This window comes from Streptomyces sp. V4I8 (assembly GCF_041261225.1).
In the GTDB taxonomy this organism is placed as follows: Bacteria; Actinomycetota; Actinomycetes; order Streptomycetales; family Streptomycetaceae; genus Streptomyces.
In genome coordinates this window covers 8,224,372-8,248,388 of the sequence record NZ_JBGCCN010000001.1, presented here as the reverse complement: position 1 = coordinate 8,248,388, position 24,017 = coordinate 8,224,372, and the positions used below count along the sequence as shown (strand labels likewise).

At 68.2% G+C, this 24,017-nt stretch carries 19 protein-coding genes and 5 pseudogenes; 8 read left to right on the top strand and 16 right to left on the bottom strand.

Annotated features, from left to right (window positions below):
* The first annotated feature begins 16 nt into the window (after positions 1 to 16).
* Positions 17 to 724 carry a TetR/AcrR family transcriptional regulator gene (locus tag ABIE67_RS37420; RefSeq protein WP_370265980.1) on the top strand — a complete coding sequence of 236 codons (708 nt, stop codon included), beginning with the start codon at positions 17 to 19 and terminating at the stop codon, positions 722 to 724.
* Positions 725 to 913: 189 nt separating this feature from the next.
* Here ABIE67_RS37420 and ABIE67_RS37415 read toward each other — a convergent pair.
* From ABIE67_RS37415 to istA, 5 genes and pseudogenes are all read right to left on the bottom strand, one after another.
* Positions 914 to 1,180 (bottom strand): annotated as a pseudogene (locus ABIE67_RS37415) (IS630 family transposase); the annotation flags it as partial.
* Between the two features lie 150 nt (positions 1,181 to 1,330).
* Positions 1,331 to 1,430, bottom strand: a pseudogene (locus ABIE67_RS37410) (3-oxoadipate enol-lactone hydrolase); the annotation flags it as partial.
* Between the two features lie 364 nt (positions 1,431 to 1,794).
* Complete coding sequence (locus tag ABIE67_RS37405; RefSeq protein ID WP_370265979.1) at positions 1,795 to 2,130, bottom strand: hypothetical protein; 336 nt, start codon at positions 2,128 to 2,130, stop codon at positions 1,795 to 1,797.
* Between the two features lie 1,224 nt (positions 2,131 to 3,354).
* Complete coding sequence (gene istB, locus ABIE67_RS37400; RefSeq protein ID WP_370251535.1) at positions 3,355 to 4,236, bottom strand: IS21-like element helper ATPase IstB; 882 nt, start codon at positions 4,234 to 4,236, stop codon at positions 3,355 to 3,357.
* Positions 4,237 to 5,493: an IS21 family transposase gene (gene istA / locus ABIE67_RS37395; RefSeq protein WP_370251537.1), complete on the bottom strand. Its 1,257-nt coding sequence runs from the start codon at positions 5,491 to 5,493 to the stop codon at positions 4,237 to 4,239.
* A gap of 123 nt (positions 5,494 to 5,616) precedes the next feature.
* Between istA and ABIE67_RS37390 the strand changes: the two genes are divergently transcribed.
* A complete protein-coding gene (locus ABIE67_RS37390) occupies positions 5,617 to 6,057 on the top strand; it encodes an RICIN domain-containing protein (protein WP_370265978.1) in 441 nt (146 codons plus the stop codon).
* A 616-nt stretch (positions 6,058 to 6,673) separates the two neighbouring features.
* Here ABIE67_RS37390 and ABIE67_RS37385 read toward each other — a convergent pair.
* Together ABIE67_RS37385 and ABIE67_RS37380 are read right to left on the bottom strand one after the other, a co-directional pair.
* Positions 6,674 to 7,450: a hypothetical protein gene (locus tag ABIE67_RS37385; protein ID WP_370265977.1), complete on the bottom strand. Its 777-nt coding sequence runs from the start codon at positions 7,448 to 7,450 to the stop codon at positions 6,674 to 6,676.
* A complete protein-coding gene (locus ABIE67_RS37380; RefSeq protein ID WP_370265976.1) occupies positions 7,447 to 8,076 on the bottom strand; it encodes an ABC transporter ATP-binding protein in 630 nt (209 codons plus the stop codon). The genes ABIE67_RS37385 and ABIE67_RS37380 overlap by 4 nt, the downstream gene beginning before the upstream one ends.
* Positions 8,077 to 8,369: 293 nt before the next feature.
* Between ABIE67_RS37380 and ABIE67_RS37375 the strand changes: the two genes are divergently transcribed.
* Entirely contained in the window at positions 8,370 to 9,599 is a 1,230-nt protein-coding gene (locus ABIE67_RS37375; protein WP_370265975.1) for a flavin-containing monooxygenase, read from the top strand.
* 861 nt (positions 9,600 to 10,460) lie between these two features.
* Complete coding sequence (locus tag ABIE67_RS37370; protein ID WP_370265974.1) at positions 10,461 to 12,146, top strand: ribonuclease J; 1,686 nt, start codon at positions 10,461 to 10,463, stop codon at positions 12,144 to 12,146.
* Between the two features lie 501 nt (positions 12,147 to 12,647).
* On the opposite strand, the gene ABIE67_RS37365 is transcribed toward ABIE67_RS37370, so the two are convergent.
* From ABIE67_RS37365 to ABIE67_RS37345, 5 genes and pseudogenes are all read right to left on the bottom strand, one after another.
* Positions 12,648 to 13,001: a MerR family transcriptional regulator gene (locus ABIE67_RS37365; RefSeq protein WP_370265973.1), complete on the bottom strand. Its 354-nt coding sequence runs from the start codon at positions 12,999 to 13,001 to the stop codon at positions 12,648 to 12,650.
* A gap of 110 nt (positions 13,002 to 13,111) precedes the next feature.
* Complete coding sequence (locus ABIE67_RS37360; protein ID WP_370265972.1) at positions 13,112 to 13,420, bottom strand: SCO5918 family protein; 309 nt, start codon at positions 13,418 to 13,420, stop codon at positions 13,112 to 13,114.
* A 51-nt stretch (positions 13,421 to 13,471) separates the two neighbouring features.
* A pseudogene (locus ABIE67_RS37355) lies at positions 13,472 to 13,874 on the bottom strand (CBS domain-containing protein).
* Between the two features lie 44 nt (positions 13,875 to 13,918).
* Positions 13,919 to 15,409, bottom strand: a pseudogene (locus ABIE67_RS37350) (DEAD/DEAH box helicase).
* Between the two features lie 196 nt (positions 15,410 to 15,605).
* A pseudogene (locus tag ABIE67_RS37345) lies at positions 15,606 to 15,712 on the bottom strand (cold-shock protein); the annotation flags it as partial.
* A gap of 738 nt (positions 15,713 to 16,450) precedes the next feature.
* Here ABIE67_RS37345 and ABIE67_RS37340 point away from each other — a divergent pair.
* Entirely contained in the window at positions 16,451 to 17,707 is a 1,257-nt protein-coding gene (locus ABIE67_RS37340; RefSeq protein ID WP_370269328.1) for an IS110 family transposase, read from the top strand.
* 129 nt (positions 17,708 to 17,836) lie between these two features.
* Here the strand turns inward: ABIE67_RS37340 and ABIE67_RS37335 are convergent, their stop codons facing one another.
* Both ABIE67_RS37335 and ABIE67_RS37330 read right to left on the bottom strand, forming a co-directional pair.
* On the bottom strand, positions 17,837 to 18,325 hold the full coding sequence (locus ABIE67_RS37335) for a GNAT family N-acetyltransferase (RefSeq protein WP_370265971.1): 489 nt from the start codon (positions 18,323 to 18,325) through the stop codon (positions 17,837 to 17,839).
* Between the two features lie 271 nt (positions 18,326 to 18,596).
* On the bottom strand, positions 18,597 to 18,758 hold the full coding sequence (locus tag ABIE67_RS37330; RefSeq protein WP_370265970.1) for a hypothetical protein: 162 nt from the start codon (positions 18,756 to 18,758) through the stop codon (positions 18,597 to 18,599).
* Between the two features lie 770 nt (positions 18,759 to 19,528).
* Here ABIE67_RS37330 and ABIE67_RS37325 point away from each other — a divergent pair.
* Positions 19,529 to 20,545, top strand: coding sequence for a DNA-directed RNA polymerase subunit alpha (locus tag ABIE67_RS37325; protein ID WP_370265969.1), 1,017 nt, complete (start codon positions 19,529 to 19,531; stop codon positions 20,543 to 20,545).
* 183 nt (positions 20,546 to 20,728) lie between these two features.
* On the opposite strand, the gene ABIE67_RS37320 is transcribed toward ABIE67_RS37325, so the two are convergent.
* On the bottom strand, positions 20,729 to 21,385 hold the full coding sequence (locus ABIE67_RS37320; protein ID WP_370265968.1) for a DUF1326 domain-containing protein: 657 nt from the start codon (positions 21,383 to 21,385) through the stop codon (positions 20,729 to 20,731).
* Positions 21,386 to 21,845: 460 nt separating this feature from the next.
* Between ABIE67_RS37320 and ABIE67_RS37315 the strand changes: the two genes are divergently transcribed.
* Positions 21,846 to 22,676: a DUF2182 domain-containing protein gene (locus ABIE67_RS37315; protein ID WP_370265967.1), complete on the top strand. Its 831-nt coding sequence runs from the start codon at positions 21,846 to 21,848 to the stop codon at positions 22,674 to 22,676.
* 175 nt (positions 22,677 to 22,851) lie between these two features.
* Here the strand turns inward: ABIE67_RS37315 and ABIE67_RS37310 are convergent, their stop codons facing one another.
* A complete protein-coding gene (locus tag ABIE67_RS37310; RefSeq protein WP_370265966.1) occupies positions 22,852 to 23,244 on the bottom strand; it encodes a nuclear transport factor 2 family protein in 393 nt (130 codons plus the stop codon).
* Between the two features lie 210 nt (positions 23,245 to 23,454).
* Here ABIE67_RS37310 and ABIE67_RS37305 point away from each other — a divergent pair, with 210 nt between their 5' ends.
* Complete coding sequence (locus ABIE67_RS37305; protein ID WP_370265965.1) at positions 23,455 to 23,928, top strand: cupin domain-containing protein; 474 nt, start codon at positions 23,455 to 23,457, stop codon at positions 23,926 to 23,928.
* Positions 23,929 to 24,017 lie beyond the last annotated feature (89 nt).

Genomic DNA, 24,017 nt, shown 5'->3' with positions numbered 1-24,017 from the left:
CCCCTATGACGTGAGAATGAAGGGAGCAAGGGTGGAGACCGGTGCGGAGGCTGACGCCGCTTCCTGTGGTGGGAAGGGGCAGGCCGGATACCACGAGCGGGTCAAGGCCGAAAACCTTGCGCGCATCATCTGCGCTGCGCGGGACCTGTTCCTGGAGCAGGGCTACGACCGGACCTCCCTCGCGCAGATCGCCAGGAAGGCGGGCGTCTCCACCGGCACCCTGTTCAAGCGGTACCCGTCCAAAATTGCCCTGTTCAAGGCTGTCGCGGCCCAGCAGTGGCAGTTGGACGTGCAGTATGCCGAACCGCCCATGCCGGGTGACCCCCAGGACGGGCTCACCCGGATCGGCCGCGACTACGCCTGTCTGCTCGGACGGCCCGGCACCGCAGCCCTGTGCCGTCTGGTCATCACCGAGCTCCCTCGCCTGCCGGAACTCGCGGACAGCGTCGGCACCGGCTTCGCCATCGACCGCGGACCGTTCTTCGACCGGCTACGCACCTATCTGGACGCCGAGGTCGAGGCCGGCACGCTGCACTTCCACTCGGCTGACGGCCGAAATCTGACGTCGGCGGAGGTGGCCCAGCAGTTCCTGGGCATGATCGGCGGACAGCTCCTGTGGCCACAACTGGTACAGCACGACTTCATCCCGCCCGGCCCCGCGGACAGCACTGTCGTGAACGAAGCCGTCACCCTCATGGTCAGCCGCTACGGCACCACCGTCTGACGCACCAAGAGCATCATCCGTGAGATCACGATCGGCAGGTCCATTCGAGCCATCCCGCCGGGACCGCCCAGCCCTCGGCGGTATGGGGGCTGAGCACCTGGAGCATCTCTGCCACGGCGGCGTCGACGTCCTGATGGCCCATGCGGAGCTCCTTGCGATCCGGGCTGTGCGACTGGGCCGGGCCGGTTGTCACGCGACCGGCAATCTGACACGTCCTCCCCAGCGGATGCCCTTCTCGCTCCGGATACGGGCGCGTTCCTTGCGCTGGGCAGCCAGGACGTCAGGATGAAGGGCGTTGGCGTTGCGCCAGCGCAGGTCGGCGTGCAGGGCCCGGGTCTGCGCAGGGTAGTTGCGGTCGTGGGAGTTGGCCAGGGCGAACTGCCGCAGCGGACCGAAATGCGCCTCGATCGCGTTGGCCCAGGAGGCGTAGGCCCGGGTGAAGCACAGCTCGACCCGCCGGAGAAAGCCGACGAGGGTCCTCACGCGTCACGGACCATCACACGTGTGTCACCAGCCTCGTGGACGCTCTCATATCACAGGGTCCTGACCTGGACTTATACGCTCGCCTTGGACCAACTGGACGCCCTTGGACGGTTTTTACAACCTGTGCCAAGTTGTACCCAGTGAGGGACCGAGGATCAGGACAGGTGCGTCTTCTGGCCCGTCAAAAGCGGTATTGCAGGGTGTTCATCGGTGTCTCACTCACCCGCCTGCCCCTCTCATCTGTCACGAGATGTCACATCGCCGGGGTGAACCTAGCGGGCCTTGCCCCGCTCCCGCACTGCCGAACCTGCCGCCGAGAGCCCAGGTATACGTTCTCCGGCATGTACTCGTGGCCGTGTCGGCAGCGGGCCCTCCGGGCGCGTGCGCTCCTTCAGTCGCTACGAGAAACGCTTTCCTCTTTGATCACGGCCTCACAGGCGGTTCGGGTTGCGGCATCGAGTGTGGTGGCACGGACGAGGCTCGGCGTGACTCACCTGGAAATTTTCCGGAATCCCGCCCACCAGCAGCTTGAACCACACACACGGTGAACGCTTGGTAGAAGGCTCGACCGTAGCCGGATGCGCGGGCTACAGCGAGGCCTCGTTCGGCTGGTAGCCGGCGAACTCGCGCAACGGGTTGTCGGGCTGTCTGATCATGCAGTTGGGGCATAGCGGCCGGCCCTCGGCGTCACGGGTGGCGGGTTCGCGCACGGCGCCGCAGCTGAAGCAGGGGATGGCCGCGTGGTGAGCGAAGCAGGCCCGGCAGATCCTCTTGCCCTCCAGCAGTTTGGACAGTGCCTTCACTTCGTAGCAGCGCGGGCAGGCAGGCCGGACGACCCTGGTCGCCCCGGCCTCGACGAGCTCATTGATGAACCGCAGGACGGCCGGGGCGCCGATGGGGCCGGAGCCTGGCAGCGGGGGCACGTAGGCGGGAACTCCGCGTCCCGGCGCGCAGGCCGACGACGGGCAGTTCGCCGGCGACGATGAAGCGGTAGACGGTGCTTCGGTCGACGTCCAGGGCGCCGGCAACAGCGGGGCGCCGTCCACCCACTTCGCAGCGGGACACCCTCGGACGGCACTGCCGAGTGCGTCCGCCGCTTCCGGCACACGCTGTCCGCCAACTTCTGGATCTCTCAAGCCGGGTGACCCGTCGGGGCCGAATCGGGTCGAGTCAGGGCCCGCGTACTTTCCGCCCCGTTGGGGCAGGGGCAATCAAGCACTCCGGTTTCGTCGAAACGGCGCAGTGCGACGGAAAGCCGAAACCACTACTCCCGCCAATCACGGCACGCCGTCGCAACCCACCACACGCTGAGCCCCCATCGGCATCAGCCGACGGGGCTCCTCAACTCTCACCCGCTACAGAAGCCGACACCTTGGTTCAGGTTTGCTTCAACGACCGGTGCGGCTCCTCCACGGCTGCATGCGCCACGAGGCAGGGGCCCCGACGTGCGGGCACGCGGGCCGATACGCAGTGGGTGGCCCAGCAGCAGCGCCGCCCGCTGCGCGATATGAAGACGTTCGCAGACGCCGCAGCAGGATCGAGGAGCGGACCTCGCCGCTGGGGAACGCTGAGGCACCCTGCCAGCACCTGCCCGGCGGGGCCGGGCGCACCGCACGGCTAGCTCGAGCAGGGCCTCGTCGCGCCCTGCACATACGCGGCTCCTTCGGAGTCTGCTACCGCACCTTCTCCGGCAGTCGCGGCCTCCTGGCACCTTCAGGGCCGGCGTGACAAGGAAACGGAATGAGACAGCCCTCTCGTCGGGACGGTTGTCATTTTCTCGCTCTTGCAGCTCTCGCCTGCCGCATGGCGTTCACCCTGCCCGTTCGAATTCCGCGGTGCCCTGCCACCTCGTTGCGCCGCCTGCGGGCCATGTGAGTGACGCTCGGTCAGGGGGTCCGAGTAGCGCCGTTCATCCGTTCGAGATCTCCCGGACAGCCTCTGACCTCGGGAAACGACCAGTTGGCCACGCTGTGGAGCTACAGCTGGCTCTTTACGCTGGGTTTCATGGGCGCCCCCTGAAGAGACTCTCGAGGCTGAGGAGCACTGACATGAGCGACCTCGTACTGCTCGCGGGTGTCGGCGGCGGGTGAACCGTGACCCAGTTTGGGCGGGTGAATAGTGACCCAGGTGTCTTCTGTTGCGTGTGTTCAGTCGTCTTGGTTGTCGGTGGGGATGCGTCCGAGTTCGCGGCCGCGCATGCGATACGAATCGCCCTTGAACGAGTGGACCTCGGCGTGGTGGACGAGGCGGTCGATCATGGCGGCGGCCACGGTCTCGTCGCCGAAGACCTCTCCCCAGCGTCCGAAGGGCTTGTTGCTGGTGACGATCACGGACGCGCGTTCGTATCTGTTCGAGATGAGCTGGAAGAACAGGTTCGCGGCTTCGGCCTCGAAGGGGATGTAGCCGACCTCGTCCACCACGATCAGCGGGTAGCGGCCCAGTCTGGTGAGCTCGTCGGCCAGACGGCCGGCTGCGTGGGCGGCGGCGAGCCGGTCGACCCACTCGGAGGCGGTCGCGAAGGCGACGCGGTGTCCGGCCTGGCAGGCTCTGACCGCGAGCCCGATCGCCAGGTGTGTCTTTCCGGTCCCGGGCGGACCCAGGAAAACGGCGTTCTCCTTCCCGGCGATGAAGTCCAACGTACCCAGATGCGCGAGCTGTTGGCGCGTTATCCCGCGCAGATGGGTGACGTCGAGTTCCTCGACCGTTTTGACGGCGGGGAACCTCGCCGCGCGGACGCGGGCCTCGCCGCCGTGCGATTCGCGGGCGCTCACCTCGCGCTGGAGCACGGCGACGAGGTATTCGGCGTGCGTCCAGGACTCCTTGCGGGCGCGTTCGGCCAGCCGTTCGGCGGCGTCCAGCAGGGCCGGGGCCTTCATCGCGCGGGCGAGGAAAGCCAGGTCAGTCAAGGTCTGCCGGCCCGTCCGACGGGAGGATGCCGCCGCTGCCGTCCTGGCGGTGGTGGTCTTCTCGACGGCGCCGGGCTCTTCCTCGCCTTCGTCGTCGCCGGAGGCTGTCGCGGGGCGGGGCATTCAGCTCGCCTCCTTGTCGCCGCCGCCGTCGATGACGGTGAACAGTCGGTCATAGGTGTCCAGTTCGCGCTGTTCGACCTCGACCATCGGGCCGGACGAAGCAGCCAGCCGGCTCTGGCGGGCTGCCTGCTGACGGTGCACTCCCTGACGCATCCGGGTGCCGGTGGCGGCGTGTTGGGGGTCGGTGAGGGTCTGGTGCTTCGCCCAGCACCTGGGGTGCTGGGCGACGATCTCCCCGCCGGTGGCCAGGACGATGACCTCATCGTTGTCACAGAGCACCGTCACCGTCCTCCCGATCGCGGCGGGGTCGACGGAGTAGTCGTTGGTGTCGATGCGGACGTAGTGGTCGCGGCCGAGCCGGATGGAGAAACGCCACCAGGACGGCGGGTCGACCGGCGGCAGCGCGATCATCCCGGACTTGTCCGCCTCCCACCGCTCGCTCGGACGGGCCTGCAGAGCGCGGTGCCGGCGCCGGTTGGCGACCTTCAGCCACTCGCCCAGCTGGGCGTTGAAGTCGTTGGGGCCGGAGAAGTGACGGCCCGGCAGGAAGCTGGTCTCCAGGTAACCATTGGCCCGCTCCACCAGCCCTTTCGTTTCTGGATCGCGGGGGCGGCAGAGGTAGATCCTGGTGGAGAGCAGGCCCGCGAACGCGGCGAACTCGCCGGTCACCTTCCCGCGGCCGATCCCGGACTCGTTGTCCCAGACCAGCATCTTCGGGACGGCGCCCCAGGCGGACAGCAGCCGCCAGTGCCCGTCGATCAGGTCCCCGGTCCGCCGCGAGGGCAGCATCCTCGCGGCGATCATCCGCGAGTAGCCGGACACCATCACCAGCACCGGCGGCTGCCCGGTCTGCCCGTAGCCGAGCGGGATCTCCGCGTCGGGGAACCACAGGTCGCACTGGGCCAGCTCACCCGGCCGATACGTCGTCCGCGACACCGGGTCCACCGGGATATAGGCGGGACGCAGGTCGCGGACCCGCTCCTTGAGCACGGTCATCCCGCGGTCCCAGCCGATCCGCTCGGCGATCACCGTCGCGGGCATCGTCGGCGTCTCCCGCAGCAGCTCGCGGATCTGCACCTCGACCGCGTCCACCACCGAGCCCTTGGCCGGCCTCTCGTACTTCGGCGGCCGGTCGTGCGCCAGCGCCCGCTTCACCGTGTTCTTCGAAATGCCCAGATGGCGGGCGATCGCCCTGATCGGCATCTGCTCGGCCCGGTGCAACCGACGGATCTCTGCCCAGTCCTCCACAAGGATCACCTCTTCCTCCTGACCTTGATCAACAAGGCCAGAGTCAGACGAAGATCACCAAGAGGGTCAGTTTTGATACGCCGTCAGAGGGTCAGCGTTCGGCCGTCGTCGAGAGCGGGCGGATCGGTGACGATGACCCACCACGTCACCGGCACCTACTTCATGTGCAACGACTGGCACGACGGTGTCGGCAACCACACCCAGACCTGGGCACAGGACCCGTTCGCCAAGGACAACAACTCGCACCGATGGTTCCTGCGGCAGAACTCCGACGGCACAGTGCGCATCGAGTCGTACGCCAACCACCGCTGCCTCACCGCGGGCGCCAACCCGCCCGACATCGTGACTCTTCGAGAGAGCACGGACAGCCTCAGCCAGCACTGGCGGCTGGTCTCCCACGCCGAGCGAGGCAACGACTTCTACATGGTCTCGGTCGTGCACCCGCGCTACGCCCTGGCCATCGCCGACCACCTCCAGGGCAACGACCGGCTGGTGGGCCTGACCCGCATGTGGGGCGGACCGAACCTCTCCCAGCTGTGGCGGATCTACCCCTCGTCAGAGGACCAGGGATGACTCCGGACGAGCACGCGCACCGCCCCATCGCGGGGAGTACCACCTGAAGCGTGCCGGTCGATCAGCGGGTGGCTGCCAGGCGCCGGCCGGAACGGCGATGCAACGGCGGTCACCCGCCGCCGGACGTCACCAGCCCACACCTCATAAGACGGCTGTGACCTACGCGTTCACCATGGCGCACGAACCAGCGCCACTGGTCAGCCGTGAGCGGACCACACTTCAGCCCGGCCCCCGCTCCAGTCGATCAGCGACGAGACGAGCAACAAGTCCGGCGGATGGTGCTCGCTCCTTACAGGATGAGAAAGCGACCTCGTGCGTCGCCCGCGCTGCGAAGGGTGACGCCTGGGACCACCCGGACAAGGGGGCGAAACGGGACCGTCGCGGCTGGCAACATCGACCAGACGCGGGGGCGGCGGCCGCCGCCCGGGGGCCTTCAGTACCGCCGCGAAGCCAGGCACGATCACCGGAGGCGAGGACGGTACGGCCGCACACGAGGCCGTGCAAAAACGCGGTTGGTCGTGGCTCCCGCAGGTCCGCCTGGCCCGTGGCGACGGCCAGGACGCCCGTGAAAGGGCCCGGGAGGAAACCGTCCTCACCGTGATCATCCTGCCTGGACTCACGTCCTGTGGGACCGCGGGGAGCGGGAAGGCCGATGGGTGTGGAGGAGTAGCAGTGCCAGGGCGCCGGTCGCTGCGGACCAGGTGAGGGAGAGCAGGCCGTGGGACCAGGGGATGTGTGGGGTGAGGACTGAGCTCAGTGCCAGCTGGTTCACGCCGTACAGAGGAAGCGCGGACACGCCCGCCACATCCATGAGTGTGTTGAACACGGGATTCTGCAGGCCGGTGTCGACCAGGCTGAGCATGATGATGAGGAAGAAGCCCTCCAGCTCGCCGCGGACCAGGGAGCCGAGCAGAAGACCGATCCCGCCGTAGGCGAGGCCCGCGGCTGCAAGGGCCAGTCCCAGGGGACCTGTGTGGCGCACGGGCAGGGAGATCCACAGCAGGATCGTCGTGTAGAAGGCCAGCAGGGCGGCGGTGAGGGCGACGGCAGCGAGTTTGGCCAGCAGCATCGGAAGACGGGGGTAGCCGGCCAGCAGCAGACGGCGGTCCATCTGCCGGGACTGGAAGGTCTCCGTGAAGGTGATGAAGCCGGCGACCATGGTGACGGCGCCCAGCGCACTGGCCACCTGACCCACCTGGCTGGCCGGGGCGGAGGCGGAGGCGCTGAGGGCGTCCAGCCAGATGCGCACCACCTTGTCGGAGGTGCACAGGCGTGCCACGGCGATCCAGAGCGGGATGAACGCCACCGCCAGGGCCAAGGCCAGCCGGTTGCGCAGGTGGCCCAGCAGAGTGCAGCGCAGCAGTTCGGTGAACGCCGTCCAGGAGAGCCTCAACGGTTGGTCTCCTCGAAGTGCAGACGCCCTTCACGCAGATGAGCGATCGCGTCGAAGTGGTGCAGTTCGTGCAGCAGGTGCGAGACCACGATGATCGACCGGCCCTGATCACGCAGATCGGCGGCCAGGGTCCAGAACCGCTGATGGGTGTCCCAGTCAAAGCCCTGGTAGGGCTCGTCCAGGACCAGCAACTGCGGATCGTGCATGAGTGCGATCAGCAGGTTCAGCTTCTGTCGCGTTCCGCCACTGAGCTCGCCGACCCGCTGTCGTCGGCAGCCGGTCAGCGCCAGCAGCTCCATCAGCTCGTCGACGCGCTCGAGCGCCGGCAGCCGGTAGGCCATCTGGAACAACCTCAGATGCTGCCCGACGGTGAACGCATCGTTCAGTACCACTCGTTGCGGGCAGTACCCCACAGCCCCGGCCCGAGTCACCGTCCCGCGGTCGGGTGCGAGGTGCCCTACGGCGATCTGCAGCAGAGTGCTCTTGCCGGCCCCGTTCTCACCGACGACTCCTACCAGCGTCCCGGCGGGTACCTCGAGGTCGACGTCGCGCAGGACCTGCCTGCCGCCGTACTCCTTGCATACTCCGCTGATCCGAAGCCGTGGCCGGTGACGCGTCGTTGCCATCTGCACATCAGCCCCTCGTGAGATCGGATGGGCGTAGCGCGTCGGCCCACAGAGGGCCCACCGGCAGATCGACACCTACCTGCCTCATCCGGGTCCTGGCCGGTCAGCCGTGCTCGCCCGGACGGTCCGGCCCCGGCGGACCGATCGCCCGCACGCCGCTAGCGCTGATGCGCGGTTCAACGAGTCCGTACCGCTGGTGTAACGGCAACCACCGCATCAGCATCGCCACTCCACAGGCTTTGCGCCTCCGAGTCGGGCGTGACGTGCGGCGCCACATGCCGTTGTAGAAGGCGATGCCCCCGACACCACAGCCAGACTTCCACGCGCCCACGATCGTCATCGGAGCCGGTCCCCATGGCCTCGCAGCTGCCGCGCTACTGCGCCGCGCCGGTGTGGCGACCGTGATCCTGGAACAGGCGGACCGAGTAGGAGCGAGCTGGACGCAGCGGTATGACCATCTGAGTCTGCACACCACCCCCGGCGCCTCGAAACTCCCCGGCCTGCCGGTGCCCCGCCAGGCGGGCCCATGGGTGAGCCGGGACGACTACGTCCGATACCTGGAGCGCTACGTCGCCCATCACCGGCTCGCCGTCGGGCTGGCCACCCCGGTGCAGCGCATCGAACGGGCCGAGCCCGGTCGGGGAGCACTGTGGCTGGTCCACACCCCTGACGGCCCGTTGCCCACTGGCGCTGTCGTGGTGGCCACCGGCCGCTGCCATACCCCGAACCTCCCCCAGTGGCCCGGGCGTTCGACCTTCACCGGCACGCTGCTGCACTCGGCCCACTACCGCTCTCCGGCGCCCTACCGCGGGCAGCACGTCCTGGTGGTCGGGGCCGGCAACAGCGGTACCGAGATCGCGAGCGTCCTGGCCGGGGCCGGAGCCGAGCGGGTACGGATCGCGGTCCGTACGCCACCCAACATCCTGCCCCGCTCCAGCGCCCGATGGCATGCGGTCGGCCGGCTGACGGAGGCCCTCCCGCTCGCGTGGCGCGACCGCACCTCCCTGCTCACGCAGCGTCTCGCCGTGCCCGACCTGACGTCACGGGGACTGCCGCGGCCCCGCACGGGCCTGTACACCCGCAATGCCCGCGAAGACGTCAATCCGGTGCTCGACCACGGCTTCGTGGACGCCGTCCGGTCCGGGCGGGTCGAGCCGGTCGCGGCCGTCCAGGCGTTCGACGGCCCCGACGTGTTACTGGCCGACGGCACCCGACTGCGACCCGACACGGTCATCGCAGCCACCGGTTACCGGCCCGGCCTGCACGACCTGGTCGGGTCCCTGGGCGTACTCGACGAAGCCGGGCAACCCCTCGCCGTGGGGGCACAGACCCATCCCGAAGCCCCGCGCCTGTATTTCGCCGGATACACCAATCCCCTCACGGGCGTCCTTCGCCAGGCGGGCATCGAGGCGCGCGCCATCACCCACGCACTTCGACGTGAGACGGCGCGGGCATCCCTGCTCGCCCCCCGCCTTGGCGACCGCACGGCCGACACCCTCCACAAAGGGCATACTCCGAGCTGACGGGGCCTCCGAAACCTGGCCCTTCAGCGGCTTAGTGGTGGACGCTTCGGCGGAGCGCGTCGCACGGGCGTGTATGAGGTGGCCACGTCGGTGGGTGCGCCCCACTCACGCCGCGCAGCGTGGCGACGATGTAGGGCGGGGGACGTCCGTGGGGCAGAGGCAGGGGCGGGCAGCTGGTACCCGTCCCTGCATTCGTGGCTGGAGCTATTTCATGGGCATCCGGGCGCTCTGCACCGGACCGTCGCCAGCTTGCGGCCCGGACGGGCAGCCGGCGATACCCGGCCGCCGTGCCCGGAAAGGACTTGGTGCCCAGCACCTGACCCAGTGGGCAAGTAGGCAGAGAACGGCGGGGACATGGACCTCGCCGCGTGTCCACACCCAGGACGACCTCGCCTCGAACGGGCGGGTCACGTTCGGCGGACAAGGTGCTGCGCCGTCTGGTCGTCACGGTCATCCGCCTCGCGCGTGGTGGTATTTCGGGGCAGCCGACACCTGCCTGCTCGGGCGGTCTGAACCGTGATGGCGCCTGATCGTCGGCAAGGAGATCTCAAGAGTCAGACCCCGCCGCAGGACAGCACCCGCCAATTCTCCCCACAGTCAGGGCCCCCGGCCCGGGACCGCAGAACATGCACGATCCCTCATGGAACACCCTGAATCCGACTCCGGCCGACCACAACGGGCCGCGAAGGTCGACATCACATGCAACCTCGATACTGCAGCGGCCGTGAGTGCCTGCCCGGGCCGGCCGCCGACGTAATGCGGTCATCCCGGGGCAGCCGCCGCGGGTGCTCCGCTCCGTCGGAAGGAGAGATCACACAGGCGATGGATCATGCCGTCCCGCTCTCCGGGTACCGTCAGGGTATGAGTCATCCGCACCCCGAGCTGAAAGCCGCCCCGCCTCTTCCCGAAGGAGGGCTGCGGGTCGTCGCCCTGGGCGGCCTGGGTGAGATCGGCCGCAACATGACCGTCTTCGAGCACGCCGGCAAGCTGCTCATCGTCGACTGCGGCGTGCTGTTCCCCGAGGAGACCCAGCCCGGCGTGGACGTCATCCTGCCGGACTTCACCTCGATCCGGGACCGGCTGGACGACATCGTGGCCGTGGTCCTCACCCACGGCCACGAGGACCACATCGGCGGCGTGCCGTACCTGCTGCGCGAGCGGTCCGACATTCCCGTCGTCGGCTCCAAGCTGACGCTGGCGTTCCTGGAGGCCAAGCTCAAGGAACACGGCATCCGGCCGCGCACGGTGCGGGTGCGGGAGGGCGACCGGCGCGGCTTCGGGCCCTTCGACTGCGAGTTCGTCGCGGTCAACCACTCCATCCCGGACAGCCTCGCGGTCGCGATCCGCACCCGGGCCGGGATGGTGCTGCACACCGGCGACTTCAAGATGGACCAGTTCCCTCTCGACGACCGCATCACCGATCTGCGCGCCTTCGCCCGCCTCGGCGAGGAGGGCGTGGACCTGTTCCTCACCGACTCCACGAACGCCGAAGTCCCCGGCTTCACCACCTCCGAGCGTGAACTGAACCCGGCGATCGAGCAGGTGATGCGCACCGCGCCGCGCCGGGTCATCGTCTCCAGCTTCGCCAGCCATGTGCACCGCATCCAGCAGGTCCTGGACGCCGCCCACCAGCACGGCCGCAAGGTCGCCTTCGTCGGCCGGTCGATGGTCCGCAACATGGGCATCGCCCGCGACCTGGGCTACCTGAAGGTCCCCTCCGGTCTGGTCGTGAGCACGAAGGAGCTGGAGAAGCTCCCCGACCACAAGATCACTCTGGTGTGCACCGGCTCCCAGGGCGAACCGATGGCCGCGCTGTCACGAATGGCCAACCGCGACCACATGATCCGCATCGGCAAGGGCGACACCGTCCTGCTCGCCAGCTCCCTCATCCCCGGCAACGAAAACGCCATCTACCGCGTGATCAACGGACTCACCCGGTGGGGCGCCCACGTGGTCCACAAGGGCAACGCCAAGGTGCACGTCTCCGGGCACGCCAGCGCCGGCGAACTCGTCTACTGCTACAACATCGTCAAACCCGGCAACGTCATGCCCGTACACGGCGAATGGCGCCACCTGCGGGCCAACGGCGACCTCGCCATCCGTACCGGCGTCGACCCCGACCGAGTCGTCATCGCCGAGGACGGCGTCGTCGTCGACCTCGTCGACGGCCGCGCGTCCATCACCGGCAAGGTCCCCGCCGGCAACGTCTACGTGGACGGCATGGAAGTCGGCGGCGCCACCGAAGCCTCCCTCAAGGACCGCCTCACCCTCGCCGCCGAAGGCGTGGTCACGGTCGTGGCGATCGTCGACGCGGACACCGGCGCCCTCGCCGAGGCCCCCGACTTCCTCGCCCGCGGCTTCGTCCACGACGACACCACCTTCGAGCCCGTCATCCCCGTCATCGAGAAGACCCTGGCCACCGCGGCCGAGGAAGGCGTCGGGGACGCGCACCAACTCGAACAACTCGTCGCACGCGCCGTGGCGAACTGGGCGTTCCGCACCCACCGCCGCAAGCCCCTCATCATCCCCGTCATCATCGACGCCTGAGCCACAGCCCGGCAGCACTGTCCCCGGTTCCGCGGCCAGCGGGCATCGAGGTCGGGCACGGGAGTCAGCAGCCACCCCAGGAGACCGGGGTGGCAACCCACTCCACATGAAGAGTCATCGGGACCAAGGAGCTGGAGGCGCGACAACCCGCAGGTCAGCAGCGGTTGTCCCACCTTGGGGACGGTCTCTGGAGTGTCCGGAGCGTCAACCGAGCGTCACGGTCACGCCATGCGAGGGCGTGCAGGACCTCGCCCGCCCTCACCCGCGACAGGAGCACCGGGCACTCCATGTGGCAGACGGAGGTAATCGCCCTGGTCCCTGCGGCACAGCACAGCAGAACGCCCACACCAGAGGCGTGGGCAAGAGGGAATCCCGAATCACGACAGCTGCGCGGACGCGACACCCACACACACGCACGGCCTGCGCGTCACCATGGGAAATGATCACACCGCACACCGAGACCGAGCGTGCGGTGCCCGCCGACGCTGACGGGCGCTCATCTCACGCTGCTGCCGATGGGTTCGCCGATTCGGCGGCACGGCGATATTCGGCGTTGAGGCGCTGGGCTTCCTCGAGCTGGTCTTCCTCGAGCTGGTCTTCGAGGATGACGATCCGGCAGGCGGCCTCGATGGGGGTCCCGTGGTCGACGAGTTCCCGGGCGCGGGCGGCGATGCGCAGCTGGTAGCGGGAGTAGCGGCGGTGTCCGCCTGCGGAGCGCAGCGGGGTGATGAGGCGGGCTTCGCCGATGGCGCGCAGGAAGCCCTGTGTGGTGCCGAGCATCTCGGCGGCCCGGCCCATGGTGTAAGCGGGGTAGTCGTCGTCATCGAGACGGCCGAACGTGTCGTCTGCTGTCATTGCACCTCTCTGTGGAACGCGTTGAGGGGCCCTGGCGCCGTACTGGCACCAGGTCGTTGTTCACGACCGCAGCCGGCATGTGCCGCGCATGCGCATCCCTATTGCCCCGGTCAGACCGCCACGGGGCTGCCGAGCACCGCGGAGGCGTGCTGCAGCGGGCTGAGAATGCCCAGGGGCGCAGCCTTGGGGACGGCGCGGCAGGTGCAGCCGAGCTGAGTCACGGCCCGCAGGACCTCGGCGGCGCTGAAGTCACGGCGGTCCTGGCGGGTGATGACCTGGCCGACCTGCTTGACGGGGTAGTGGCGGCGGCCGATGAGCACCGATTCTCCGGTGACCGGTTCGGGCTTGACGCCCTCCATCGATCCCAGCACGCCGCTCTTGGTGAGCTCGAAGGGGAAGCGGGCGATGACGCAGCGCATGTGGCCTCACAGAGAGAAAGGGGAGAACGGTCCGACCAGGGATGAGGCGATTCAGCGGGAGAGGGCGAGGATGCCCGGATCGCTGCCTTGCTCGTCGACGACCCGCAGGGCACCGAGCCGACGGGAGCGCATCACCTGGTCGGCTTCGGCCATCGTGGTCACGGGTGAGGTGAACGAGCCGTGGTCGCGAGGATGTCGCGCAGGCGGACGCGGTCCGTGTAGTCGGAGCTGTCGCGGACGGCGGTGAGGTCGGTTCGGGTCACCAGGCCGATGCGCTGGTCGTCCTGGTCGCAGACGACCAGTCGGCCCGTGCGTGCGGCGGCCATGACGGCCGGCGCCACCTCGACGCTCATGTCGTCACCGACCTGCGTTCGGCCGCGTCCATGACCTCCACCGCCGTCCTGTGCACGGATTTGGCGTCCGCCGAGAGGAACTGCATCTGAATCAGCGTCAAAGGGTGCCTCCCAGAGATGGGTCAACTTTCCGATCACGAAGGTTCTAGGCCACCGCGTCGAGGACGGTCTGGCGCGCGGGGGCGCGCCGGGTCGCCGGGGAAGGGCGGCGTCGGCCTCGGGAGGAGGCGCTGCGCTGGGGGCGTTCGACCACCGGTGCGGTGATGACGACCGGGATGCCGGACGGGGCCTGGGCGCCGGTGATCCGGCTCAGGGCCTCGTCACCCGAGCGGACCTGGGTGGTCTGCGGCCGGATTCCGGCGTCCGACATGAGGCGGACCGTGCCGCGGCGCTGGTTCGGTGTGACGGCGTGACGACGCTGCCGGACTCGCCGCGCGGGCGGTACGGCCGCCGCGGTGGAGGTAGTCCTTGTGGTCGGTCGGCGGATCGACGTTGACGACGAGGTCGAGGTTGTCGACGTGGATGCCGCGCGCCGCGATATTGGTCGCCACCAGTACGGTGACGTGCCCCGTCTTGAACTGCGCCAGCGTGCGGGTGCGCTGCGGCTGCGACTTGCCGCCGTGCAGTTCGGCGGCGCGTACCCCGCTGTTGAGCAGGTCCTGGGTCAGCCGGTCGACGGCGTGCTTGGTGTCCAGGAACATGATCACGCGGCCGTCGCGGGCGGCGATCTCGGTCGTGGCGGCGTGCTTGTCGGCGCCGTGGACGTGCAGGACGTGGTGCTGCATCGTCGTGACGGCACCGGCCGAGGGGTCGACCGAATGCGCGACGGGGTCGGTCAGATAGCGGCGCACCAGCAGGTCGACGTTACGGTCCAGGGTGGCGGAGAACAGCATCCGCTGCCCCTCCAGACGCACCTGGTCGAGCAGCGCGGTGACCTGTGGCATGAACCCCATGTCGGCCATCTGGTCGGCCTCGTCCAGCACCGTGATGCCCACGTGGTTGAGTCGGCGGTCGCCACGGTCGATGAGGTCCTTGAGCCGGCCGGGCGTCGCGACGACGACCTCGGCCCCGCCGCGCAGCGCGCCTGCCTGCCTGCCGATCGACATCCCACCCACCACCGTGACCAGCCGCAGCTTGACGGAACGGGCGTACGGAGTGAGCGCGTCGGTCACCTGCTGAGCCAGCTCACGCGTCGGTACGAGGATCAGTCCCAGCGGCTGGCGGGTTCGGCACGCCGTCCAGCGGTGCGGGCGAGCAGGGCGAGGCCGAAGGCGAGGGTCTTGCCGGAACCGGTACGCCCGCGGCCCAAAACGTCACGGCCCGCCAAGGAGTTGGGCAGCGTCGCGCCCTGGATCGGGAACGGCGCGGTCACACCCTGCTTGCCGAGTTCGGCCAGCAGCGGCTCGGGCATGGCGAGATCGGCGAACGCCTCGACGGCGGGCAACGCGGGGGTGATCGTCCTGGGTAGCGCGAACTCACCCTGCACTGCGGCGGACCGGCGGCCGTAACCACCGGACCGGGCAGGCCCGCCCGAACGGCGCGGTGCCTGCGAGCCGAAGCGGCTGCCGCCCCTTCCTGCGTCGGCGCCGCCATTACGGGTGCGGGCGGAGCGATCGTTCGTACGTGTGCGGTTCATGCGGAACCTTCCTCGATATGGCACATACCAAGGAATTCCCGAAGCAATGAGCGGCATGGAGAATCACAAGTATGGACCGGCAGCAAAAGGAAACAGCTCTTTGGGCCGGCGGAAATATCCGGGGCACAGGTGCTGCAATGGGTGACGCGATGGGGACGTGAGATCCGAGCGTCGGCTGTGGCGCAGCTCTTCAGGACGCTCGTGCATCACCGTAGCGGTCGAACACGTCAGCGCCGCCACCGTCCTGCTAATGAAACCGAATCCCTTTTTCGCGTTGAACCACTTCACGGTACCAGCAGCCATTTCACACCTCCTTCGGGGCAGCACATCGGAATCCGCACTGCGCGGACGCCATGTCGCCGCAATGATTACCCCGCCGGAAATGACCGGAAATACAGAAGCGCTCCCACCGACAGAACCGGGTGAGGCACTTGAAGTTTCGGGAACCACAACTGCAACTGAGATCGACAGTAGTAGACTGAAACGCCCCGTGCGCATTACGCAATTCCGCTCTGCTCATTGCGGCAAACACTCTCACTACGCGGTCCGCCAAAACCTCACTTCGCGAGCCCAGATATTGATCCACTCGGAGTGCTACGTTTCAGGAAGAGCGGTCTCACAAAGTGCAACCCTGACCGCCAGGGGGCGACGACGTACGCGGCTGTCCGTAAGACGTCTTCGAAAGGCGTCCGGCAGCACCCTCGCCTCGCTCCTGATGCGGGCGTGACATACGTATTTACAGCGACCGACCTCGATCGTGTATGGAGCGAGCTGAGGTTCGCGCGATTTCGATGTCTCTGGGAGTGCCGGAGGTGAGGGAGTCCACCGGGAGTGGCCGCCGGCGCAGGCGATCCCCCCCCCATTACCTTCTTCGTGGCCCCGCAATGGGGCTCCCGGCCTCTGGAGCTGGCATGACTTCTCCCCCCTGTCGAACGTATGGCCCGGGGGGTGGTGTCACCAGCTCCGGAGGCATCGACAGACCGCTGATTAGGGGCATGACCACCTGCTTCTCCGGAGGCGGGGAGGCTCTTCGTAATGTGGATGTGGCGGATCGGTGCCGTGGGACGGCCGGGCAAGAACGACCGGAGACTGCACGTGATCGACACTAGCGACATCGGCGTCTTCCTCGGCCTGGACGTCGGCAAGGGCGAACACCACGCCACCGCCATCACCCCGACCGGGAAGAAGGCCTTCGACAAGCGGCTGCCCAACTCCGAGCCCAAACTCCGCGAAGTTCTGGCGAAGTTGCAGGCCAAGCACGGCACCGTGCTCGTGGTCGTCGACCAGCCGGCCTCCATCGGCGCCCTGCCCATCGCGGTGGCCCGCGACATGGGCTGCCAGGTCGCCTATCTGCCAGGTCTCACGATGCGGCGGATCGCCGACCTCTATCCCGGCGAGGCCAAGACCGACGCCCGTGACGCCTTCGTCATCGCCGACGCCGCCCGGTCGATGCCGCACACACTCCGCTCCATCGAGCTGGACGACGAGACCATCGCCGAGCTGGAGATGATCGTCGGCTTCGACGACGACCTGGCCGGCGAGGCCACCCGCATCAGCAACCGGCTGCGCGGCCTGCTCACTCAGATCCACCCGCACCTCGAACGGGTCCTGGGCCCGCGCATCCAGCACCCGGCCGTGCTCAGACTGCTGGACCAGTTCGGCTCGCCAACTCTGATCCGCAAGGCCGGACGGCGCCGGCTGATCAGCCTGATACGCCCGAAGGCTCCGAGGATGGCCCAGCGGCTGATCGAGGACATCTTCACCGCGCTCGACGAGCAGACCGTCGTCGTCCCCGGCACGGACGCCGCCGCCCTGATCGTCCCCAGCCTCGCCAGCTCGCTCCAAGCCGTCCTCGACCAGCGCAAACTCCTCGCCACGAGAATCGAGGAACTGCTGGAGGCTCACCCTCTTTCCAAGGTCCTGACGTCCATGCCCGGCATCGGCGTCAGGACCGGAGCCAGGATCCTCATCGACGTCGGCGACGCCAGCAGCTTCCCGTCCGCCGCCCACCTCGCCGCATACGCCGGACTCGCTCCGGCGACCCGCAGCTCGGGCTCGTCGATCCGCGGCGAACAGCCCTCCCGCCGGGGAAACAAGCAGCTCAAACGGGCCTTCTTCCTTTCCGCGTTCGCGGCCCTGGCCGACCCGGTCTCGCGGGCCTACTACGACAAGAAGATCGCTCAGGGAAAGCACCACACCCAAGCCCTCCTCTGCCTCGCGAGACGACGAGCCGACGTGCTCTTCGCGATGCTCCGCGACGGCACCTTCTACGAACCCCAACCCGCCCCCACAGGTTGACGAAACCCATAGGGGCACCCCCCCGCCAGGGCGGAGACGACGGCACACACGGAGCGCGCGGCGTCCAGCGGCTCCTGCATGCCGGCCACCATGCAGGCTAAGCCGGTGCCCTGCGAACCGGCACACCGCTCATTCCGAAGGAATGCGAAACTCGAATTCGGGACGGTCCCACAGCACGGCGGGCGGGTTCGCGAGCGCGGTCCCGGTCCGCACTGCACCGACGCGGTGGTAGAAGTCCTCGGCGGGAAGATGCGACACGACCTTGACACGGTCGAGCCCGGCGGCACGGGCCTCGGACTGCATGTGCGCAACGAGCAGCCGTCCAATACCACGTCCTTGCGCTTCGTCGGCGACGAACAGCAGATCGAGCTCCGGTGGAGCGAGGACGAGCGAGTAGAACCCGAGGACCCGACCTCCATGCTCGTCGGCGCCCACGGCTACGAAGGCGCGGTGGGCTTCGATGTAATCAGGACCGACCCGGTAGCCCGCCACTGCGGCTGCGTACTTACCCTCGTAGGCGCCTGAGCCACGCACGAGCCGCGTGAGCCGTTTGGCATCCCGCGCGACTGCCCTCCGTATCGTGATCGGCTGGCTGATCGGGGAAATGCGTGAACTCATCGGGAGAGTATTTCGCACCGGGAGGTGCCTTCGTGCGGCGGGTCGGCTGCTCGGGCAGGTGTTCCTGCACCGCTCCCGGGAACCAACGGGTGGTCGACGGCTGCTTCCCCTGGGCCTGCCGCAGCGAAGCCATCCTGTGCAGGACTACTGCGGGCTGGCCTCGTGAGGCCGATCATCCTCGACCTGTGCACCGTCCCCGGCGGCTGGAGCCACGCACCCGACTCACGCTCCCACATCCTACGACGGCCCCTATTACCGGGGGTGTGAGGATCTACGACGAGAAGTGTGAGGATGTGGGCCGGATCAGGCGAAAGACCTCGCCGGCGACATAGCGTTCGGGGCACCAGACGATCTCGCGCCAGGTCTTGCCCTCGGCGATACGACGCTCGCAGTGCTCCCTAGTGCGGGGGTCGGAGCGTACCCTGATCTGCACGATCCCGTGCACCGCGTTGGCCTGCCGATCACAGCCGCGGTTGTGCCGGCGGTACTGCCGGCCCTCAGCACCGCGCCTGCTCCATCCTCTTCGTCCTCTTCGTCCTGGCTGTCGTCGCCGAGCCGTGCGCAGATGCGCAAGAGTTCCGAATTGTTCAGCCCGGCCAGTTCTTCCCGCAGGACCGGATCGGCGGTCACGAGGACGGCCTTGAGCTGGTTGATCGAGGGTCCGGGCCGTGACCGCCGAGTCCGTGCCGGGACTTGGCCTGGGCGCGTGCCCGGCCGCTCAGCACCGAGCGTGCCGCGTTCTGGGCATCGAGCGGGTCCGGTCCGCGCTCACAACCCCTTTGAACGGTGCGACACGACCCACCATCCGGACAAGGCATTCGTCACCGATTCGCTCTTTCCAGCTACAAATGCCCCGACGATACGTATCGGGTTCATGGAACCCGCGATCAGGACCGCTGCCTGGGTACGCACCGTCGCAGGTGGCCGCCGCACGCGTGCACCGTCCTCCGGACCGGGCCCGGGAGGCGCGGGAACCGGAGTGTGGCCAGAATCGTTCCCGAGTCCCAACACCCGTCGGAGGAGGACCGGCCTTGTCCGCGAGACCGACGGACCCTGTGGGGCACATTCCCCGACCACCCCGGGTGGCGTCCGGGGCTGACAAGTGACGGAGGGTTCGGCCTCTGCCGAGACCGTATCGCCCGTACCCTTCGTGATATCCACGGCGTCACATAGCGGGCGCCAAACCACTGGAGGCAACACCTCGTGCTGATCGCTCAGCGTCCGTCACTGACCGAAGAGGTCGTCGACGAGTTCCGCTCCCGGTTCGTGATCGAGCCGCTGGAGCCGGGCTTCGGCTACACCCTCGGCAACTCCCTCCGCCGTACGCTCCTGTCCTCGATCCCGGGTACGGCGGTCACATCCATCCGTATCGACGGTGTGCTGCACGAGTTCACCACCGTGCCGGGCGTCAAGGAGGACGTCACCGACCTGATCCTCAACATCAAGCAGCTGGTCGTGAGCAGCGAGCAGGACGAACCTGTGGTGATGTACCTGCGCAAGCAGGGCCCGGGTCTGGTCACCGCCGCCGACATCGCGCCGCCGGCCGGTGTCGAGGTGCACAACCACGACCTCGTCCTCGCCACGCTCAACGGCAAGGGCAAGCTGGAGATGGAGCTCACGGTCGAGCGTGGCCGTGGTTATGTCTCCGCCGTGCAGAACAAGCAGGTGGGCCAGGAGATCGGTCGTGTCCCGGTCGACTCGATCTACTCGCCGGTTCTGAAGGTCACGTACAAGGTCGAGGCCACGCGTGTCGAGCAGCGCACCGACTTCGACAAGCTGATCGTCGACGTCGAGACGAAGCAGGCGATGCGTCCGCGTGACGCCATGGCGTCGGCCGGTAAGACGCTGGTCGAGCTGTTCGGCTTGGCCCGTGAGCTGAACATCGACGCCGAGGGCATCGACATGGGCCCGTCCCCCACGGACGCCGCCCTTGCCGCTGATCTGGCGCTGCCGATCGAGGAGCTGGAGCTCACGGTCCGCTCGTACAACTGCCTAAAGCGTGAGGGCGTCCACTCGGTGGGTGAGCTCCTGGCGCGCTCCGAGGCCGACCTCCTCGACATTCGTAACTTCGGTGCGAAGTCGATCGACGAGGTCAAGGCGAAGCTGGCCGGCATGGGCCTGGGCCTCAAGGACAGCCCGCCCGGATTCGACCCGACCGCCGCTGCCCTCGGCGCGGACGACAACGGGGACGCGGGTTTCGTGGAGACCGAGCAGTACTGACCGCTGCCCTACGGCAGTCATGGAGACCCTTGGTCGGACTTCGTCCAGACACCTCGGCCGTTCCTGCTCGCCGCACCGTTCTCGCGCCGCGTGCGAGATGAATGTGGCGGCGATGGCGGGTCCGGCCCGGGTGGTCTTCCTCGGAAAGCTGTGGCAGGGCGGGCCCAGATGACTGATCGCACATCAGTCGGGGCCGCTCCAGTCGAAGGGGAAGTACTTGCTGGACTTGCCACTTCGGCTCCAGCTGAAGCCGAAGGCGTCCGCCTGGTCGTTGGTGGACCGGCCCCAGGTGGCAACCTGCCCCGGGCCGACCTCGGCACCGGGGGCGTTGTGGACCTGGACCCGCGCCCCCTCAGGCGTGGTGGGGCCGGTGAGGGCCTCGGCACGAGCAGTTACCCGGCCGGGGATCTCGGCGCGCCACGACCCCAGGTCCTCGTCGACTTCGACGGTGATCGGAGCGACGTCCATGCCGCGCATCTCGGGTCCGAAGACCTCGACGAACTGCTGCGGCCAGCCGCCGGCCTCCCCACCGAAGATCGCGCCGAGTGCGGCGCGCTGCTGGTCGTCGGCGCGCTCGTCGACGAAGACGGCGGCATACGGGTCCGTGTGCTCGCCGGTCCACACATTGCCGGTGAAGGACCCGAGCATCAGGACATTCAGATCGTCGAGCCGGACATCCCCGAACTGTCCCTCACGTATGTGCCAGGCGAGCACGCCCTCACAATCGCCCTCGGACGGGGGCTGGGCGAATGTGCACGGGCACGGTATGGCGCACTTGCAGGTGTCGAACCAGTCGCCGACCACGCGCCAGGGCGGGCTGCTGGTGGTCTGCTCAGCCATCTCGCTCCTCCTCTCCCAGTACAGGGAGTGGCGTCACCTCCAGGGTGCGCCTCGCCGACGCCGAAGCGAAGTGCCCTTCGGAAGCGGGAGGGGCTGAGCGGGACCCTCGCACCCAGCACGTATTGCAACCGTGACGTCACAGCACATCGCTGTGCAGCGGTCGCCCCCCAAGGTCACTCAGCAACCTCATTTCCACGCACGGGTCTTCGGCGGTCCCACCCCAGAGCACAGGTCAGCCCGTCGAGCACCGGAATGCCGAGACACTTCGCCTGGCGGGTCGTCATGGGGTCGCCATCCGGCGCTGTCGTCGACGCACCGGGTAGGCCCGCACTGTCATGCCGGCTGTGTCCCGTGGCCCGGTCATGCGCTTTTGCAGCCTGCGATTCTGTGCTCTGCTGGAGATGTCTTCGGAGTGCTCGCCGCGGCCACCGGGGCGGCAGGCATCCTTGGGAGGCATGCCATGCCGCATCTCCGGCTCGCCCCACCGGAGCCCACCCGGCCGGGGGTCCTGCTACCGAGGCGTGATCTTGCCCTCGGCTGGTCCCTGCTGACCCTGATCGCCGCTCTGGCGTGGGTGCTCACGGCCGCGCAGTCCCGCGACATGGGGATGGAGCCGGGCACCATGGGCCTGGCGTTTCCGCTCTTCCTCCTCCTGTGGGTGATCATGATGGTGGCGATGATGCTGCCGTCGCTGGCACCCGTGGCACTGACCTGGGTACAGGCGATCAACCGCGGCACCGCGGGCCGCGTCCGTGCGCTGCGCCTCACGGAATTCGTCGGCGGCTACCTGCTGGCCTGGTCCGGGTTCGGGCTGCTCGTGTACGGGGCCCTGGCGGCGACCGGCCACCTGGTCGACGATCACCCTGAGGCGGGGCGCTGGATCGGTGCGGGCGCGTTCCTGCTCGCGGGAGTTCAGCAGTTCGGGCCGCTGAAGCGGGTGTGCCTGCGGCACTGCCGCAGCCCGATGTTCCAGCTGCTGCGGTACGCACGGTTCCGGCCGTGGGCGAAGGATCTGCGGGTGGGCGCGCACCACGGTCTCTACTGCGTCGGCTGCTGCTGGGGGCTGATGATCGTCCTGATCCCGCTCGGCGTGATGAATGTGGCGGCGATGGCGGGACTCGCGGCGGTGATCTTTCTGGAGAAGCTGTGGCGGGGCGGTCCCTGGCTCAGCTGGGCGGTGGGCGTTGCCCTGTTCGTGCTGGCCGTGCTGGCCCCGTTCCAGGACTGGCTGCTGCCGGGTCTGCAGATGTCGGGTCCGTCGATGGACCGAATGCTGGGTGCGGCGGTCTGACCGGCTGTCGGTCGTCCCACCAGGCGGCCCTCGGCAACTGAAGTATCCGGCGCTCGGCACACAGAACGAACGGCACTACGAAGTTCACCGCCGCCGCGCACGTGGCCGCGTCAAAGCCTCGCAATCGGCTTTACCACCTCACCCGATGCTCACCGCCCGGCACAGCCGTCGGCGCCTACGACCAGAACTCGTCGTACGACTGCGGGTCGGCCGTCAGCACCCACCCTTCGGTGATCTTGTCGTCACTGATGTGGAAGACGATGGCGTAGTCCATATCGAGTTCCTTGCCTGCACGTGACGCGGTGACGTGCAGCAGCGCGACCGTGTGGTCGTCGTTGGCGAGGACATCGTGGAGCTGCGGCCGATATGTGCCGCCTGTCAGCTGGAACTCCCGCCCGAACACCGCGAACGTGTCCTCACGCCCTCGGTACTCTCCCGCCAGGGGGTTCCTGCCCCCGATATGCCACACCACCTCGGGGTGAAAGACCTCCGCCAGCGCATTCATGTCGCCTGCCGCGAAAGCGGCCATGACGCGCCGGAATACAGCGATGTTCGGGTGATCGGTCATCAGTGCCTCCGTCGGGCCCCCAACGGACCATACGTCGCGCGACACACCATGGCTCGGTATCGCTGGGCCATCAGGCCGAGCGGCACCTGATCACGCGGCGCGGCCACAGTGACGCCACCCGGCATCCACCGGCACGCACACCCGGATGGCGGGCTTCTGCCGGCTCCGCGGCGGGGACGGATGGGGTCACCGAGGAAGGAGCGGTGCCCCATGGTGAACAACGCCCATGCGCGTCACAGCGGTGAAGGCCAGGCATTCTGGATGCTGAACGGCCTGTACGAGGTCAAGGCGTCGAGCGACGAGACCGACGGCGCCATGACCGTCATGGAGATGACCATTCCGGAGGGGATGGGCCCACCGCCCCACACCCACCCCGGCACCGAGAGCGTCTACGTCATCGAGGGAACGCTCCGCTATCACATCGGCGGCGAGACAGTCGAAGGCGGCCCTGGATCGTTCTTCCACATCCCCGAAGGCACCCTGGAGCGGTTCGAGCCCACCAGCACCGTACGACTCCTGGTCACCTACACGCCGGGCGACATGGACAAATTCTTCGCGGAGGCAGGCGAACCCGCCCAGCGACGCGAGCTGCCGCCCCAGTCGGACACCTCGCCGGACATTGACCGCATCATCGAGATCGCCGCACGGCACGGAATTCAGATGCAGCCGATGCCCGAAGCCTGAGCACGTTGGTAGAAAGCTGAACGTTCCGCGTTTGACGACGGCCCGCCACGGGGCTGCACTGGATTCATGGATGCTGCGGCGACTCCGTC